This window comes from Actinophytocola sp. (assembly GCF_036555685.1).
Taxonomy (GTDB): domain Bacteria; phylum Actinomycetota; class Actinomycetes; order Mycobacteriales; family Pseudonocardiaceae; genus Actinophytocola.
In genome coordinates, this window is the sequence record NZ_DATBKY010000285.1 from 1 (window position 1) to 13,425 (window position 13,425).

Sequence of the window (13,425 nt, forward strand, 5' to 3'; positions counted from 1 at the left end):
GCCGACGGCAAGACCTGCACGTACAACCCCTGGCCGAACCCCCAGGCGCGCTGAGCCGGGGCGGGCGTGCTGTCCCGCTATGTGGGAGCGGGGGAAGCCATGGTGGGACGAACGCGTTGAAGTGAGCAGACTGGGGAGCACCGGAACGCGCGTCGAGGAGGAACCATGGCAGGCACTCTGCCGCCGCTGGTCGAGCCGGCCGAGGAGCTGACCAAGGAAGAGGTCGCCCGCTACAGCCGGCACCTGATCATCCCGGACGTCGGGGTGGACGGTCAGAAACGCTTGAAGAACGCCAAGGTGCTCGTGGTCGGGGCCGGCGGGCTCGGCAGCCCAGCGCTGCTGTACCTGGCCGCCGCCGGTGTCGGCACGCTCGGCGTCATCGACTTCGATGTCGTCGACGAGTCGAACCTGCAGCGCCAGGTGATCCACGGTCAGTCCGATCTGGGCAAGCCCAAGGCCGTGTCCGCCAAGGAGTCCGTGGCCGAGATCAACCCGCTGGTGATCGTGAACCTCCACCAGGAGCAGCTCACGTCCGACAACGCGCTGGAGATCTTCGCGCGCTACGACCTGATCCTGGACGGCACGGACAACTTCGCCACCCGTTACCTCGTCAACGACGCGGCGGTGCTGCTGGGCAAGCCGTACGTCTGGGGCTCGATCTTCCGGTTCGAGGGCCAGGTAAGCGTGTTCTGGGAGGACGCGCCGAACGGCCAGGGCCTGAACTACCGCGACCTCTACCCCGAGCCGCCGCCGCCCGGCATGGTCCCGTCGTGCGCCGAGGGCGGCGTGCTGGGCGTGTTGTGCGCGTCGATCGGCTCGGTGATGGTGACCGAGGCGATCAAGCTGATCACCGGCATCGGCGAGCCGCTGCTGGGCCGGCTGATGGTCTACGACGCCCTGGAGATGTCGTACCGGACCATCCGGATCCGCAAGGACCCGGAGACGAAGCCGATCGAGGGCCTGATCGACTACGACGCCTTCTGCGGCGTGGTGTCCGACGACGCCCAGCAGGCGGCGGCCGGACACACGATCACCCCGCGCGAGCTCAAGGAGAAGTTCGACCGGGGCGAGGACTTCGCGCTGGTCGACGTCCGCGAGCCGCACGAGTGGGAGATCGTGAACATCCCGGGCGCGGTACTGATCCCGAAGGACCGGATCCTGTCGGGCGAGGCGCTCGTGGAGCTGCCGCAGGACAAGCCGATCGTGCTGCACTGCAAGTCGGGCGGCCGGTCCGCGGAGGCGCTGGCGGCGTTGCACAAGGCGGGCTTCCGCGACGCGGTGCACGTCGGCGGCGGGGTGCTCGGCTGGGCACGGGACGTGGACCCGAGCCTGCCCACCTACTGAGTCCGCTGCGGACCGGCGGAACCTCAGGGGACCGTGACGGTAGCCGCCCACGATGAACGACCGATCGATACGTCGCCTCGGAACGCGACCAACACTTTGAACTCCGGGGAGGCAGTACTGTGCGAGGGCGTGAGCACGTCCCCACCGCCCCTGCACGTCCGCGCGGCCTTCGGTGTCAAGGAGATCGAGCCCGCGCTGCTCGACGCGGGGCCGCAGTGGCGGTGTGGCGAGGTCGCGCTGCGGCCGGTGACCAATCCGGCGGAGGCGTCGTGGGTCGCGCAGACGCTCGGTGACCTCCAGGTTCCCGAGCTGCGGATCGGGCGGCCGGTGCGCGCGAGCGACGGGCGCTGGGTCGTCGGCGGCTGGGCGGCGTTCCGGCACCTCGAGGGCCGGCCCGAGCCGCGCTACGACGAGGTCGTCGCGGCGTCGCTGCGGCTGCACAAGGCCACTGCCGACCTGCGCGTACCGCGCTTCGTCGCCGCGCGGACCGACGTGTTCGCCGTGGCCGACCGGGCGGCCGCCGGTACCGAGGAGGTGCCGCTCGCCCCGGCGCAGGGCGGCCGGCTCTTCGACGTCCTCGTCGGCGCGCGCAAGCCGCTGTCGCTGCGCTCGCAGGTCGTGCACGGCGACCTGTTCGGCAACGTCCTGTTCGCGGGCGACGCCGCGCCGGGCATCAAGGACTTCACCGCGTACCACCGGCCCGCCGAGTGGGCGGCGGCGGTGGTCGTCGTCGACGCGCTCGCGTGGGGCGGCGCGGACGCCGGCATCGTGCGCCGCTGGTCGCATCTGCCCGAGTGGTCGCAGGCGCTGCTGCACGCGCTGCTCTTCCGGCTCGCGGTGCACGCGCTGCACCCGCACTCAACCGAGCAGTCGCTGCGTGGCCTCGAGCGCGCGGCGCGCCAGATCACAGAATTGTGAGGTTGGACCCGAAGAGCCACCAGAGCAGCTCGGCGCACGCCTCGAGCGGGTCGCCGTCCATGATCACGGCGCCGGCGAGCAGCAGGATCCCGGTGACCACGAGCGCGGTGACGTTGGCCTGCCGCGACTCGAGCAGCAGCGCGGCGATCAGCACGAACGGCAGCCCGCCCGCCAGGTAGGCGAGGACCAGCTGGGCGGTGAGCGAGTACTCGCCGGTGAACGTCGCCGCGGCCGCGTAGCCCCAGCCGGCGAACCCGCCCGCGGCCACGACCACGACCCACAGCGCGCCGGCACGCCGGGTCGCCGGCAGCCAGGTGACCTCGAGCGTGCCCCACGCCAGCAGCCCGAACGCGGCGACCAGCGCGGCGAGCATGCCGAGCACACCGAGCAGGGAGATCGTCGGCAACGTGTCGAGCGACCGCACCGGCAGCGGTCCGCGGTCGAGCGTGAAGAGGACCGCGAGTGTGCCGGTCGCTGCCGAGCCGACCACCCACGTGCCCACCAGCTGCCGTGCCACCAGACTCAACTCGTCCCCCGGGAATACTTGAAGGTGCAACTACCTTGCCGCTGGCATATAGACTCAACACCTGACCCAGAGGAGGGTGTCATGCCGGCGATCATCGCGGACACGCTGACCCTGCCCCGGCTTCCGGAACTGCCCGACCCCGACACGAAGTGGCGCGGCGTCGGCCGGATCGTCACCGCGCAGCGGTTCCTGGAGGGCGAGGGGTTCCAGGTCCGCCGCCCGTTCCCGGGCACCGAGCTGTCGATGGCGGACCCGTTCCTGCTGCTGGACCACATGGGTGCGGTCGAGTACGGCCCCGGCGAGGCGAAGGGCGCGCCGTGGCACCCGCACCGGGGCTTCGAGACCGTGACGTACATGATCGACGGTGCGTTCGAGCACACCGATTCGATCGGCGGCGGCGGCCTGATCACCGACGGTGCGACGCAGTGGATGACCGCCGGGGCCGGCATCCTGCACAACGAGGTGCCGCCGCAGGAGCTGGTCGCTCATGGCGGTCTCTTCCACGGGGTTCAGCTGTGGGTCAACCTGCCGCGCGCCAAGAAGATGACGACCCCGCGCTACCAGGACATCGAGGCCCGCGACGCGACCCTCCTGTCGAGCGACGACGGCGGTGCGCTGGTGCGCGTGATCGCCGGCTCGCTCGCGGGTCACGACGGTCCGGGTGCCACGCACACGCCGATCACGTACCTGCACGCGACGGTCAGCGCGGGCGCGCGCCTGGCGATGCCGTGGCCGGCGGACTACAACGCGCTGGTGTACGTGCTGTCCGGCCGCGGCACGGTGGGCCCGGAACGCCGGCCGATCGAGGAGGGCCGGCTGGCGGTCTTCAACCACGGCGAGGCCCTGACCATGCGGGCGGCGGACACGCAGCCGGCGAACAGCCCGACGGGCTGGGAGATCCTGGTGCTGGGCGGGCTGCCGATCAACGAGCCGGTGGCGCGCTACGGCCCGTTCGTGATGAACACGAGGCAGGAGATCGTCGAGGCCTTCGAGGACTTCCAGGCCGGCCGCCTCGGCCAGATCCCCGCGGAACACATGGCACACCGCACCCAGGCGGACGAGACCCTGTAACCGACGGAGCCGGCGCGTCAGGGCTGCCAGCGGTACTCGCGCATGCTCACCCGCTGCCCGTCCGCCAGCACGCCCTCCGCCCGCAACAGCTCCAGCTGCCGGTGCACCAGATGCGGCGCGGGCGTCCCGTTCGACCGCAGGACGCGGTGCCACGGCAGGTCGTGCCCGTCCTCGCCCAGGATCCGGCCCACCAGACGGGGCGTGGAAGCACCGGCGAGAGCGGCGATGTCGCCGTAGGTGGACACCCGCCCGGCCGGGATCGACGCGACCAGCTCCCGGACGCGTTCGTGCAGTGCCTCGTCCACACGGCCAAGTATGGACGGCGTGCCGATGTGAGGAAGGTCGGTGCGCCGTGTTTTCATCGACGGCGTGGTCACGACGGCTCCTCGGCTCGTGCGCCGGCCGGTGGCACCCCGACGCCCCTTCCGGTGGGATGCCGCGGCCCAGCGCGTGCTCGACGGCGCCGAGGGCTTCGTCCGCGTCCTCGGCGGCCCCGGCACGGGCAAGACCACGCTGCTCGCCGAGGTGGCCGCCGACCGGATCCGGCGCGGCGGCGTCGAGCCCGACCAGCTCCTCGTCATCACCGCCAACCGCCGGGCCGCCGCCCACGTCCGCGAGACGATCAGCGGCCTGCTGAGCACCGGGGACATGCGCGCGGACATGCGCGCGGTCCGCGAACCCCTCGTCCGCACCGTCCACTCCTACGCCTTCGCCGTCCTGCGCCTGCACGCCGCCATGCGCGACGTCCCCGGCCCGCGCCTGCTGTCCGGGCCCGAGCAGGACGCCGTCGTCCGCGAGCTGCTGGCCGGCGACGTCGAGGACGAGGCCCACTACTGGCCCGACCGCCTCTGGCCCGCCCTCGCCGTGCCCGGCTTCGCCGAGGAGCTGCGCGACCTCATGCTCCGCGCTGCCGAGCGCGGGCTCGGGCCCGAGGACCTGATCAAGGTCGGCCGGGACGCCAAGCGCGACGAGTGGGTCGCCGCCGGTCGCTTCGCGCGCCAGTACGAGCAGGTGACGCTCCTCGCCGGCGCGGACGGCGCCGCCGCGCAGGAGTCCGCGCCCGCGCTCGACGCCGCCGAGCTCGTCGCGAGCGCCCTGCTCGCGTTCGAGACCGACGCCGACCTGCTCGCGAGCGAGCGCGCGCGGGTCCGCTACCTGCTCGTCGACGACGCCCAGCACCTCGACCCACTGCAGTACCGCCTGCTCGCCCGGCTCGGCTTCGCCGCCAAGGAGTTCGTCCTCGCCGGCGACCCCGACCAGGCCGTCTTCTCCTTCCGGGGCGCCGATCCCCGGCTGCTCGCCGACACCCAACCCGACGGCGGCACCGTCGTGCTGACCGAGACCCACCGCATGGCGCCCGCGGTCCGCCAGGCCGTCGCCCGCCTCGCCGCCCGGCTGCCCGGCCTCGCACCGCAACGCCCGGCGCTCGACCGCCGCGTCGACTCCGGGGAGCCGCCGATCCCGGACGGCCGCGTCACCGTCTGCCTGCACGCCACCGACGCCGCCGAGGCCGCGTGGGCCGCCGACCAGCTTCGCCGCGCCCACCTGATCGACGGCGTGCCGTGGTCGGAGATGGCCGTCCTCGTCCGCTCCGCCGAACGCTCCGCGCCGATCCTGCAGCGCGCGCTCGCCGCCGCGGGCGTCCCGGTCACCACCGACGCCGACGAGGTGCCGCTGGCCCGCCAGCCCGCGGTCCGCCCTTTCCTCGAGCTGCTGCGCGTCGCCGCCAACCCGTACCTGCTCGACCCCGCCCGCGCGCAGATGCTGCTGTCGTCCCAGTTCGGCGGCGCGGACCCGCTGGCGCTGCGCCGCCTGCGCCGCGCGCTGCGCCGCCTCGAGCTCGCGTCCGGCCGGGACCGGCCCAGCGACGAGCTGCTCGTCGAGGTCCTGCGCCGGCACGACGTGCTCGCCGCGCTGGCCGACGACGAGGCCGCGAGCGTGCACCGGGTCGGCGGGCTGCTGCACACGGCCCGCGAGGCCATCGCCGAGCACGCCGGCATCGAGCAGGTCCTCTGGCTGATCTGGCAGCAGAGCGGGCTCGAGGAGCGCTGGGTCGCCCAGTCCCGGCGCGGCGGGCCGCTCGGCGCGCAGGCCGATCGCGACCTCGACGCGATCGTCGGCCTCTTCCACGCCGCCGGCCGCTACGCCGACCGGCTGCCCGGCGCCGGCGTCACCGGCTTCGCGGAATACCTCGCCGCGCAACGGATCGTGGGCGACACGCTCGCGCCGTCCGCGCAGCGGGGCGAGGCCGTCTCGATCCTCACCGCGCACGCGGCGGTCGGTCGCGAGTGGACGGTCGTGGCCGTGCTCGGCGTGCAGGAGGGCACCTGGCCGGACCTGCGGCTGCGCGGCTCGCTCCTCGGCGTCGAGCGGCTAACCGACCTGCTGTCCGGAGTGGACGGTACGGAGCTGTCCGCGACCGCGCCGCTGCTGGCCGAGGAGCGCAGGCTGCTGCTCGTCGCGGCGAGCCGGGCCAGGCACACGCTGCTGCTGTCCGCGATCCGCGGCGAGGACGAGCAGCCGTCCCGGTTCCTGTCCGAGATCGCGGGCGGTGACGTCGAGGAGGCGGCCCGTCCCGTACGGCTCGGCTCCAACCGCGCGCTCGTGCTCGCCGACCTGGTGGGGGAGCTGCGCCGTGCGGTCTGCGACGGCACCGCCCCGGCCGAGCGCCGGCGGCGCGCCGCCCGCCAGCTCGCCCGCCTCGCCGAGGCCGGAGTGCCCGGTGCGGATCCGGACGTCTGGTACGGCCTGCCCGAGCTGTCGAGCGACCGCCCGCTGCGCGTGGCCGACGAGCGGATCGTCGTCTCACCGTCCACAGTAGAGGTCCTGGCGCGCTGCCCGCTGCGCTGGATGGTCGAGCGGCACGGCGGGGCGGACCCGGCCGAGCTGGCGTCGATCACCGGCGTGCTCGTGCACGCGCTGGCGCAGGCCGCCGCGGACGGCGCCGACGAGGTGGCGCTGCGTGCGGAGCTGGACCGCGCCTGGGACGCCGTGGACGCGGGCGCGCCGTGGTTCTCCCGCCGCGAGCGGGCGCGGGTGCACGCGATGATGGACACCTTCCTCGGCTGGCTGCGCGTCACCCGCGGCGAGCTGACACAGGTCGCCACCGAGCAGGAGTTCAGCGTCGACGTGCCGGAGACGCCGGTGCGCGTGCGCGGCCGCGTCGACCGGCTCGAGGCCGACGCCGACGGGCACCCGGTGGTCGTCGACGTGAAGACCGGCCGCCAGCCGGTCACCGAGAACGACGCGAAGGAGCATCCGCAGCTCGCCGTCTACCAGCTCGCGGCCGCGTACGGCGCGTTCCGCAGGCTGGGCCTCGACCAGGAACCCGGTGGCGCGCGGCTGCTGTACGTGTCCAAGGCGAACCGCCGCAAGCTCGCGACCGAGCGCAACCAGGAGGCCCTGGACGAGGAGGGCCTCAAGCACTGGACCGGCGTGGTGGCCGACGCCGCCGCGGCGAGCACCGGCCCGGAGTACGTGGCGCGGCAGAACCCGGACTGCGCGCGCTGCCCGGTCCGGTTCTCCTGCCCGGTCAACCCCAGCGGCCGCCAGGTGACCGAATGACCCCGCGAGTCCAACCCCCAGCCCCCGCGAGTCCAACCCCGGGCCCCCGCGAGTCCAACCCCCCGCCCCTGCGAGTCCAACCCCGGGCCCCCGCGAGTCCGACGCCCGGCGCCGCCTGGCCCGCTCCGAGCGTTGGACTCACCCCGCCTGAACGTCGGACTCGCGAGTGACGGCCGGCGACCTCATCAGCCCGCGCCTGCTCGCCGCGGAGCTGGGGCTGCCCGCGCCGACCGAGGAGCAGGTCGCGGTCATCGCCGCGCCGGCCGAGCCCGCGCTCGTCGTGGCCGGTGCCGGCGCGGGCAAGACCGAGACCATGGCCGCCCGCGTCGTCTGGCTCGTCGCGAACGGCCTGATCACCCCGGACCGCGTGCTGGGCCTGACGTTCACCCGCAAGGCCGCCCGCCAGCTCGCCGACCGCGTGCGCGCCCGGCTGCGCCGCCTCGCCGGATCGGGCCTGCTGGCCCGCATCGACCCGAGCGGCGAGCGGCTCGCGGCCGTGTACGCGGGCGAGCCGACCGTGCTGACCTACCACGCGTACGCCGGGCGGCTTGTCGCCGAGCACGGGCTGCGGCTGCCGGTCGAACCCGGCGCGCGGCTGCTCACCGAGACCGCCTGCTGGCAGCTCGCGCACCGCGTCGTGTCGACCTGGACCCGGGACCTGGACACCGACCGGGTGCCGGTCACCGTGACCCGCTACCTCCTCGAGCTGGCCGGCGAGCTGGCCGAGCACCTCGTGGACGAGGACGAGCTCGCCGCGTACTCCGAGGAGGTCGCGGCCGCGATCGAGAACGCGCCCCGCGCGCCCCGCCAGCGCGACGAGCTGTCGCAGAACCTGCGCGAGGTCGTTGCCACGCAACGGTTCCGGCTCGCGCTGCTGCCGCTCGTGCACGCGTACTCGGAGAGCAAGCGCCGCGAGGGCGCGCTGGACTTCGCCGAGCAGATGGCGCTCGCCGCGCGGCTCGCGAGCACGCACCCGGAGGTCGTGCGCGGCGAGCGGGAGCGCTACGGCGTGGCGCTACTCGACGAGTACCAGGACACCGGGCACGCGCAGCGGATCCTGCTGCGGTCGCTGTTCGGCGGGCCGGACGGCGAGCCGATGCCGGTGACCGCGGTCGGCGACCCGGTGCAGGCGATCTACGGGTGGCGCGGCGCGAGCGCGGCGAACCTGCCGCGCTTCGCCACCGACTTCCCCAAGCATGGCCGCAGGCCCGCCACCCGCTACGGGCTGCTGACGAGCTTCCGCAACCCGCCGGAGGTCCTCGACCTCGCGAACGCGATCGCCGGGCCGCTGCGCACGGCCGGCCTGGAGGTCGACGAGCTGCGTGCCCCGGACGGTACCGGCCGCGCGGATGTCCGATGTGGACTGTTCGCGGACGCCGAGGCGGAGGTCACCTGGGTCGCCGACGCGGTCGCCGCGCGCTGGCGCGCCGACGTCGAGGAGACCGGCCGGCCGCCGACCGCCGCGGTGCTCGTCCGCCGCCGCGCCGACATGACCGACCTCGCCGCGGCGCTGCGCGAGCGCGGGCTGCCGGTCGAGGTCGTCGGCATCGGCGGGCTGCTCGACGAGCCGGAGGTGCGCGACCTGGTGTCCGCGCTGCGCGTGCTGATCGACCCGCTGGCCGGCACGGCGGCCGCCCGGGTGCTGACCGGCGCGCGGTGGCGGCTGGGCGCCGCGGACCTGGCGGCGCTGTGGCGGCGCGCGGCCGAGCTCGGCAAGGCGTACGAGGCGGGCGAGAACGAGGGCCGGCTCGTGGACACCGTGCCCGGCGAGGGCGCCGAGCAGGCCGGCCTGGTAGACGCGATCGACGACCCGGGCGAGGTGGCGGCGTACTCGGCGGAGGGCTACCGGCGGATCCGCACGCTCGGCGCGGAGCTGCGCGGGCTGCGCCGCCGGCTCGACCAGCCGCTGCCCGAGCTGGTCGCCGAGGTGGAGCGGGCGATGCTGCTCGACGTCGAGGCGAAGGCCCGGCCGGGTGGGGCGGGCCGGGCGCACCTGAACAAGTTCGCCGACGTCGTGTCGGACTACGCGCGGACGAGCCCGTCGGCGAGCCTGCCCGCGCTGCTGGACTACCTGGCCGCGGCGGAGGCGGCCGAGGACGGGCTCGAGCCGGGCGAGGTCGAGGTCGCCGACGACCGGGTGCAGATCCTGACCGTGCACGCGGCGAAGGGCCTCGAGTGGCAGGTCGTCGCGGTGCCACACCTGGTGAACGACGTGTTCCCGAGCCGCAAGCGGACGTCGTGCTGGCTGCGTGCGGTGACCGAGCTGCCCGCGCCGCTGCGTGGCGACGCGGCCGACCTGCCCACGCTGTCGCTTGCCGGGGCGGCGAACCGCAAGGAGGTCGAGCAGGAGCTGACCCGGCACGCGGAGGAGTTCGCCGAGCGGGACCTCGTCGAGGAACGGCGGCTGTGCTACGTGGCGTTGACCCGGTCCGAAGGCACGCTGCTGGTGTCCGCGCACTGGTGGGGCCGCACGGGTTCGAAGCCGAAGGGCCCGTCGCCGTTCTTCACCGAGATCGCCGAGCTGGTGCCGCCGGCGCACGCGGCCCCGCCGCCGCCCGAGGACGAGGAGAACCCGCTCGCGACCGCCGACCGGACCGCTGTCTGGCCCGCCGACCCGCTGGCCCTGGGCCGCACCGACGTCCGTGAGGGCGCGGCGATGGTGCGGGCCGAGCTCGAGTCGCTGCGCTCGGGCGCGGGCCAGCTGCTGTTGCTCGAGGAGGATCCGGAGGGCTGGGAGGCGGACACCGACGTGCTGCTCGCCGAGCGGGCCGCGGCCGCCGCGCGCCGCGAGCAGGTGACGCTGCCGCCGTCGATGTCGGTGAGCCAGCTGGTCGAGCTGGCCGCGGACCCGAACGCGCTGGCGAGGCGGTTGCGCCGGCCGCTGCCGTTCCCGCCGAACCCGACCGCCCGGCGGGGCACGGCGTTCCACGCGTGGCTGGAGAAGCGGTTCGGCTCGCGGGCGCTGCTGGACCTGGACGAGCTGCCCGGCTCGGCGGACTCGGGGGCCGCCCCGGACGGTGACCTCGACGTGCTGAAGGACGCGTTCCTTGCCTCGTCGTGGGCGGAGCGCGTGCCGCACGAGGTGGAGGTCCCGTTCACGTGCGACGTAGCGGGGATCTCGTTGCGCGGGCGGATGGACGCGGTCTTCGCCGACACCGACGGCGGCTGGACGGTGATCGACTGGAAGACCGGCGCGCTCCCGCGCGAGGAGGACATGCCGGCGCTGACCGTGCAGCTGGCCGCGTACCGGCTCGCGTGGGCGAGCCTGACCGGCGCGGCGGTGGAGGAGGTCCGCGCGGCGTTCCACTACGTACGCCAGAACCGCACGATCCGCGCCGCGGACCTCCTGGACGCGAGGGGCCTGGAAGCACTCCTCCGCGAGGTCCCGACGGCCTGACACCGCCGGCGCCCCGCGCCTGGTGCGAATGCAAACGTCCCTGCTCAGACCCGTCCCAGGCCGGCAAGGGGGACCCCGGCGTTCACGATAGTCCCGAACCCCGACGATTCCGGGCGAGCGCGGGCCGGCTGTGGACAACCGGCCGGGTTGTGGACAACGTGACCGCCAACGACACGGCACCGGCGGGGTCCCGGCCCGCGAGGACCGGGCCCGCGAGGAAGGGCAACCGGCCTACGAACGTCTTGTCGCCACGTGCAGTCGGGCTTGCCGCGCGTGCACACCCGCTCGGCCGCGGCAACGAGCAGTGACACGTTCCTCCCTGAGGGCAACCTGAAGAGGAGGAACGACATGGGGATGCGCAAGGTGCTGATCGGTCTCGCGGCCGCCGTGGCGGTGGCCGTCGGGCTGGTGATGTTCCTGCCCGGGGGCGACGCGGACGCGAGCGGCAAGGAGCTGAGCCACAAGGCCGCCGCCGCCAAGCTGCGCAAGGCCAACATCGGCTGGACCTCGAGCGGTCACTGCAGCAACCGCAACAACCCGCACTGCACGTCGTTCAGCGGCATCAAGTCCGGGACGGTCAGCGGCATCATCACGTTCAAGAAGTCCAGCAAGTGCAAGATCACGATCACCGGCGGCACCGAGACCGGCCACGCGTCGGGCACGTACAGCCACTGGAACGGCTACAAGGTCGACATCAACAAGACGTCCTGCGCCACCGGCTACATCAAGCGCAACTTCCACTACATCGGCGGCGCCAAGTGGCGCTCCTCGGCCGGAAACGTCTACTTCGACGAGGGCAACCACTGGGACATCACGTACTACTGAACAACATCACAACAACCGTGGGGGTCACCGGCACATCGGTGGCCCCCACGGTTATTGTCGCCGCCGTGACCAGCCCTGACGACCCCGAGCCCGGCCTGTCGCACAAGCTGCGCCGGCGGCTCGGCACCGGCGGGCTCACCGAACGCCCCGACCACTCCCTGGTCGGCGTGATCCGGATGCCGGAGAGCACGGTCAGCCCGATCACGTCGATCGTGCGCCGCGTGATCTGGGCGCTCGTGGCGCTGTTCGCCGCCGTCGTGCTCGTGTACGTCGGCCGCGACGGCTACCGCGACGCGGACGGCACCCCGCTGACGTTCCTCGACTGCGTCTACTACGCGACCGTCTCGCTCTCGACCACCGGCTACGGCGACATCACGCCGGTCAGCCAGGCGGCGCGGCTGGTCAACATCCTGGTCATCACCCCGCTGCGGGTGCTCTTCCTCATCGTCCTGGTCGGCACCACGCTCGCGGTGCTCACCGAGCGCTCCCGCCAGGCTTTCAAGCTGCAACGATGGAGGTCGAAGGTGCGCGATCACGTGGTGGTCGTCGGCTACGGCACCAAGGGCCGCTCGGCGGTCAGCTCGGTGCTCTCCGACGGGATCGAGCCGGAGCGCATCGTCGTCGTCGACACCGACCAGTCGATGCTCGACGCCGCCTCCGCGCTGGGGCTGGTGACCGTGCACGGCTCGGGCACCCGGTCGGACGTGTTGCGCGTGGCGGGCGTGCCGCGGGCGCGCGCGATCGTCGTGGCCGCGAGCCGGGACGACTCGGCCGTGCTGATCACGCTGACCGCCCGCGAGCTCGCGCCGAAGGCGCAGATCGTGGCGTCCGTGCGGGAGGCGGAGAACGTCCACCTGCTGCGCCAGTCCGGCGCGAACCAGGTCGTGGTCTCCAGCGAGACGGCCGGCCGCCTGCTCGGCATGGCCACCCACACGCCAACCGTCGTGGACATGGTCGAGGACCTCATCACGCCGGAGTCGGGCCTCGCCATCGCCGAGCGCGACGTCGACCAGGGTGAGGTCGGCGGCTCGCCGCGGCACCTGTCGGACATCGTGCTCGGCGTGGTGCGCAACGGAAAGCTCTTCCGCGTGGACCACCCGGAGGCGGACGCGATCGAGCCGGGCGACCGGTTGCTCTACGTCAAGAAGGTCACGCCCGCGAGCGATACCGACTGAGGTACTGCCACGGGACGCGATCTGCCACCATCGTCGGGTGCGGATCTCCGGTTGGCAGGTTCCTCCCGGCTACCTACGTTGGGCAGCCGCCGGTTTGGGGATCCTGCTGCTCAGCATCGTCCTCACGGTCATCGTGGGGCTGCTGGGCCTGTTCGGGTTCGCGACGACGGCCGACGACGCCGGCACGAAGGTGTCCGCGACGGTGGCTACGGCGCAGCCGTGCAGCGGCGCGACCGCCTACGAGACCGTGACGTTCAAGCGGAACGGCGAGAACCTGCGCGCAAAGCTGGACGGCTGCGGGCACGCGAAGGGCGAGCCCGTGGACATCATCCTGCCGCCCGGGCCGGTGGTGGAGTCGATGGTCGTGCAGTCCGCCGGCACGGCCATCGGGGGCGGCACGCCGGGGCGGGGTCTCGCGTCGGTGCTGCTCGTCGGCGCCGGGCTGGCCGGGGCCGGGTACGCCTTCCTGGTGCGCCGGGGACCGCGGAACAAGGCGCTGCCACCTGCGCTTCGGCTGGTCTAGGTGTGATGTCCAGGGACGTTGTTCGAGGCTGAGTTGATCGTGGTCTGTCGTGATGACAGACGAAGGCCTCCGGTTGTGAAGT

General features: G+C 73.6%; 10 protein-coding genes. 8 read left to right on the forward strand and 2 right to left on the reverse strand.

The window, feature by feature from the left end; genetic code table 11:
- Nucleotides 1–165: 165 nt before the first annotated feature.
- Both moeZ and VH969_RS28640 read left to right on the forward strand, forming a co-directional pair.
- Nucleotides 166–1,344 (forward strand): adenylyltransferase/sulfurtransferase MoeZ, encoded by a 1,179-nt coding sequence (gene moeZ / locus VH969_RS28635; RefSeq protein ID WP_331979835.1) that lies wholly within the window; start codon nucleotides 166–168, stop codon nucleotides 1,342–1,344.
- Nucleotides 1,345–1,473: 129 nt separating this feature from the next.
- The gene (locus tag VH969_RS28640) at nucleotides 1,474–2,262 is read left to right on the forward strand and encodes a TIGR02569 family protein (protein ID WP_331979837.1); all 789 of its coding nucleotides are present in this window, start codon (nucleotides 1,474–1,476) and stop codon (nucleotides 2,260–2,262) included.
- Here the strand turns inward: VH969_RS28640 and VH969_RS28645 are convergent.
- The gene (locus VH969_RS28645; protein WP_331979839.1) at nucleotides 2,249–2,779 is read right to left on the reverse strand and encodes a hypothetical protein; all 531 of its coding nucleotides are present in this window, start codon (nucleotides 2,777–2,779) and stop codon (nucleotides 2,249–2,251) included. The two genes, VH969_RS28640 and VH969_RS28645, sit on opposite strands and share 14 nt — an antisense overlap.
- A 90-nt stretch (nucleotides 2,780–2,869) precedes the next feature.
- Between VH969_RS28645 and VH969_RS28650 the strand changes: the two genes are divergently transcribed.
- A complete protein-coding gene (locus VH969_RS28650) occupies nucleotides 2,870–3,859 on the forward strand; it encodes a pirin family protein (protein WP_331979841.1) in 990 nt (329 codons plus the stop codon).
- Nucleotides 3,860–3,876: 17 nt separating this feature from the next.
- Here VH969_RS28650 and VH969_RS28655 read toward each other — a convergent pair whose 3' ends face one another.
- Nucleotides 3,877–4,164 carry an MGMT family protein gene (locus tag VH969_RS28655; RefSeq protein ID WP_331979843.1) on the reverse strand — a complete coding sequence of 96 codons (288 nt, stop codon included), beginning with the start codon at nucleotides 4,162–4,164 and terminating at the stop codon, nucleotides 3,877–3,879.
- 40 nt (nucleotides 4,165–4,204) lie between these two features.
- On the opposite strand from VH969_RS28655, the gene VH969_RS28660 reads away from it, so the two are divergent.
- The 5 genes from VH969_RS28660 to VH969_RS28680 all read left to right on the forward strand — a co-directional run bounded on the left by VH969_RS28660 (nucleotide 4,205) and on the right by VH969_RS28680 (nucleotide 13,343).
- Nucleotides 4,205–7,423 carry an ATP-dependent helicase gene (locus VH969_RS28660; RefSeq protein ID WP_331979845.1) on the forward strand — a complete coding sequence of 1,073 codons (3,219 nt, stop codon included), beginning with the start codon at nucleotides 4,205–4,207 and terminating at the stop codon, nucleotides 7,421–7,423.
- Between the two features lie 166 nt (nucleotides 7,424–7,589).
- The gene (locus VH969_RS28665) at nucleotides 7,590–10,820 is read left to right on the forward strand and encodes an ATP-dependent helicase (protein ID WP_331979847.1); all 3,231 of its coding nucleotides are present in this window, start codon (nucleotides 7,590–7,592) and stop codon (nucleotides 10,818–10,820) included.
- Between the two features lie 348 nt (nucleotides 10,821–11,168).
- Nucleotides 11,169–11,645, forward strand: a complete 477-nt coding sequence (locus VH969_RS28670; protein ID WP_331979849.1) for a hypothetical protein — start codon at nucleotides 11,169–11,171, stop codon at nucleotides 11,643–11,645.
- A 107-nt stretch (nucleotides 11,646–11,752) separates the two neighbouring features.
- Entirely contained in the window at nucleotides 11,753–12,820 is a 1,068-nt protein-coding gene (locus tag VH969_RS28675; protein WP_331979929.1) for a potassium channel family protein, read from the forward strand.
- 37 nt (nucleotides 12,821–12,857) lie between these two features.
- A complete protein-coding gene (locus VH969_RS28680; protein ID WP_331979851.1) occupies nucleotides 12,858–13,343 on the forward strand; it encodes a hypothetical protein in 486 nt (161 codons plus the stop codon).
- Nucleotides 13,344–13,425: the final 82 nt, after the last annotated feature.